This window comes from Romboutsia sp., from assembly GCF_035470145.1.
Taxonomy (GTDB): Bacteria; Bacillota; Clostridia; order Peptostreptococcales; family Peptostreptococcaceae; genus Romboutsia_D.
Window position 1 is genome coordinate 1 of sequence record NZ_DATIRC010000258.1, and the last position, 3,041, is coordinate 3,041.

Annotated in this window: 4 protein-coding genes; 3 read left to right on the forward strand and 1 reads right to left on the reverse strand. The window is 26.0% G+C overall.

Annotated elements, in window-relative coordinates; genetic code table 11:
- The 3 genes from VLM92_RS10950 to VLM92_RS10960 all read left to right on the forward strand — a co-directional run.
- Positions 1-523: hypothetical protein (locus VLM92_RS10950; protein WP_325276385.1), on the forward strand; the 523-nt coding region annotated here is incomplete at its 5' end.
- 214 nt (positions 524-737) lie between these two features.
- The gene (locus VLM92_RS10955) at positions 738-1,244 is read left to right on the forward strand and encodes an ECF transporter S component (protein WP_325276386.1); all 507 of its coding nucleotides are present in this window, start codon (positions 738-740) and stop codon (positions 1,242-1,244) included.
- Between the two features lie 138 nt (positions 1,245-1,382).
- Positions 1,383-1,568, forward strand: a complete 186-nt coding sequence (locus tag VLM92_RS10960; protein WP_325276387.1) for a hypothetical protein — start codon at positions 1,383-1,385, stop codon at positions 1,566-1,568.
- A 133-nt stretch (positions 1,569-1,701) separates the two neighbouring features.
- Here VLM92_RS10960 and nagZ read toward each other — a convergent pair whose 3' ends face one another.
- Positions 1,702-2,712, reverse strand: a complete 1,011-nt coding sequence (gene nagZ, locus VLM92_RS10965; RefSeq protein WP_325276388.1) for a beta-N-acetylhexosaminidase — start codon at positions 2,710-2,712, stop codon at positions 1,702-1,704.
- Positions 2,713-3,041 lie beyond the last annotated feature (329 nt).

A 3,041-nucleotide genomic window follows, 5' to 3' on the forward strand; every position in this document is an offset into this window, starting at 1 on the left:
TGTATGTAATGGATATTCAGATATAGGTCTTGTGCTTATTTCTGATCATCAAATGGACCTTTGGAATAAAATACTTACAGCAAAAGGATTGGAATTTAACTTGTTAAAATATGTTAATTTATGTGCTTGTGTAAGTAGTAATAGCCCATTATATAATTGCGACTATATTGATGATATAAATAATATTTTAGATTATACTCTTATTTTATATAATGCTGACGATAAAGACTGTTTATATCTTTATGAGCGCTCACAATCTCAATTTGATAAATTTAAACATGTTATAAATGTATCTGAACGTGAAGAAGTAAATAAACTTTTGATTTCAAAAGATTCTTTATGTATCGGCACTGATCTAAATATAAAAAATATGTTAAATATAAATAATTCAGGTTTTAAATACAAGTTGATACCTTTTAAACCAACTATAAAACTTAAGTTTGGATGGATTAAATTAAACTCATTAAAAATGACCTCTATACAACAAAAATTTATAAATATACTGCAAAAGCAGATAATATAAAGAATAACCTTATTAAGCTTAAGGTTGGTCCTGTTCTGAAATATTAAAAGTGATTAGTCTAGTTTTGATAAATTTTCCTAATGTATGGGTACATTTTTCATTGTATGCTCATACTTTTTTTTGTATAATTTACTTATCTGTATAATTTACTTATCATTATATATTTTTTTATTTTTATATTTTTAAATTTTTAAATTTGGAGGGGTACATATATATGAAAACTAGAAATTTAGTATTAAACGGGTTAATGATAGCCTTAGTATGCATCGCAACAATGGTCATTCAGGCGCCAACACCTGGTACAAATGGATTTGTTAATATAGGTGATAGCGTTATATTTGTTACATCAATATTATTTGGACCAGTTCCTGGAATGCTAGCTGGAGGTATAGGTTCTGCTTTAGCAGATGTACTAAGTGGGTATTCTCATTGGGCTTTATTTACTCTTATTATAAAAGGGGCTGAAGGGTATATAGTTGGTAGTATTGTAAAAAATAATAGTTCTCTGATAAAAAGTATAATAGCTTCAACTATAGGTGCTATTGTAATGGTATTTGGATATTTTGTAGCAGGTGGAATTTTAGAAGGTAGTTTCTTAGTTTCTGCTGGATCTATACCATCTAATATGGTTCAAGGTGGGGTTAGTATAGTAATAGGTGTTTTATTAGCTAATTCTCTGCAACATGTAAATGCTTTAAAGTCTGTCAATTTTAGAGGTTAATATAATTTAAAGAGTGTAGCTAGATTTTATTATAAAATCTAGCTACACTCTTTTTTTAGTGTCATTTAAATAACAAATTTTGTAACGAGTAAAAGAATATTTATGTGGAAATCTAATTCTATGAAAGGATGTGTAAATATGAAAGATAATAGATTCAAAAAAGGTCAATACGAAGATGCAGTAGAACTTGCGAAAGATTTATTAATGAATAATGTTGGTATGTCAGACATTGTGGCTAAAACTAATTTAACTCAAGAAGAAGTTAGAAAAATAATAAGAAAAAGAGATGCCGAGTTAAACGATAAGTCAACAAAATTATTTTAACTTTAAGAATGTCTATGTATTTGTGTGTCAAATTATATTTACTTAATATGATAAATATACTTTGACACACATACTTTTCTACTAAAATAATTAATGTAAAATTTAATCAAATAATAATACATTAATTTTAGCTCTATAGATTAGATGTATCAGTTTTTAATATCTTATATTTTTCTTTAAGCTTTAAAATTCTATAAACACTTTCATTTATTCTTGTTTCACTTATTTCATTACTATCAACAGCTAATTTAATTTCTTCTATAACGGCTTTTACAATTTCAACATTATTTCCTATTAATATAATATCACTACCTGCTTTTATACTTTCAGTACTTGCTTTTTCTACACTCATATTATTTGTTATAGCTGCCATATTCATATCATCTGTCATTATAACTTTATTAAATCCTAAATCGTTTCTAAGTATATCAGTTATAATTTTTTTAGATAATGAAGATGGATTAGTATTGTCTATTTTATCTAGTATGATATGAGATACCATTATAACATCACAATTATTTTCAATAGCTTTTTTAAAGGGTATAAACTCAAAGCTTTTTAGTTCTTCTAGACTTTTATTAACAATTGGAAGTCCAAAATGTGAATCTACCTCTGTATCACCATGTCCAGGGAAATGTTTTACAGTTGGTATTACATTTGCGTCTTCTAATCCTTTCATAGTTGCTATTCCCATTTTAGATACTATATTTTCATCAGTTCCAAATGCTCTATCTCCTATTACTGTATTTTTAGGATTGCTATATATATCAATTACTGGTGCATGGTCCATGTTTATACCATGTTCATTAAGCGTATTACCTAGTTTTTTACCATTTTCATAAGCATAGTTTTCATCATTTATTTGACCTACTTCACTGGCTTTTGGAAATTTAAAAACATCGTCCGGAAGTCTACTTACTCTTCCTCCTTCTTCATCAACCGATATAAATAGAGGTATATTATTATTTGATTTATTTATATCATTTGTTAGTTTTTTTAGTTGCTGTGAACTTTCTATGTTTCTTGTAAATAATATTACTCCACCAACTTTAAAATCATTTATTAAAGTGTTTGTGTATTGATTTGTTTGTGTTCCATTAAATCCTGCTAATATCATTTGCCCTATTTTTTCATCTATTGTCATTTTATCTATTTTCTGTTCAATAATGTCTTTAGGAGTTTCTTGTTGTTGGGTAATTTATTCATTTTTACATCCAACTAAACTTATTGCTAGCAGTAGTATTAAATATTTTAGTATTTTTAGTTTACGTTGTTTCATTTTCAGCTCCGATCTTATAGTTAAGTTTAACTTTTATATGTTTTGATATATATTATGGTTATTCAAAATATAAAAATTATACCTATTACTATTTATAAGTGAATAATTTGTTTTTTATTTTTAATGATAAATTTAATAATTAAAAAAAGCCTTAGATTATTTACTCTAAAACTTCTGCTTATATTAATGTATTA

Bases quoted from the DNA above. Each gene is read 5' to 3' on its own strand.
- VLM92_RS10960 (WP_325276387.1), top strand. From the start codon at position 1,383: ATGAAAGATAATAGATTCAAAAAAGGTCAATACGAAGATGCAGTAGAA.
- VLM92_RS10955 (WP_325276386.1), top strand. From the start codon at position 738: ATGAAAACTAGAAATTTAGTATTAAACGGGTTAATGATAGCCTTAGTA.
- nagZ (WP_325276388.1), bottom strand. From the start codon at position 2,712: ATGACAATAGATGAAAAAATAGGGCAAATGATATTAGCAGGATTTAAT.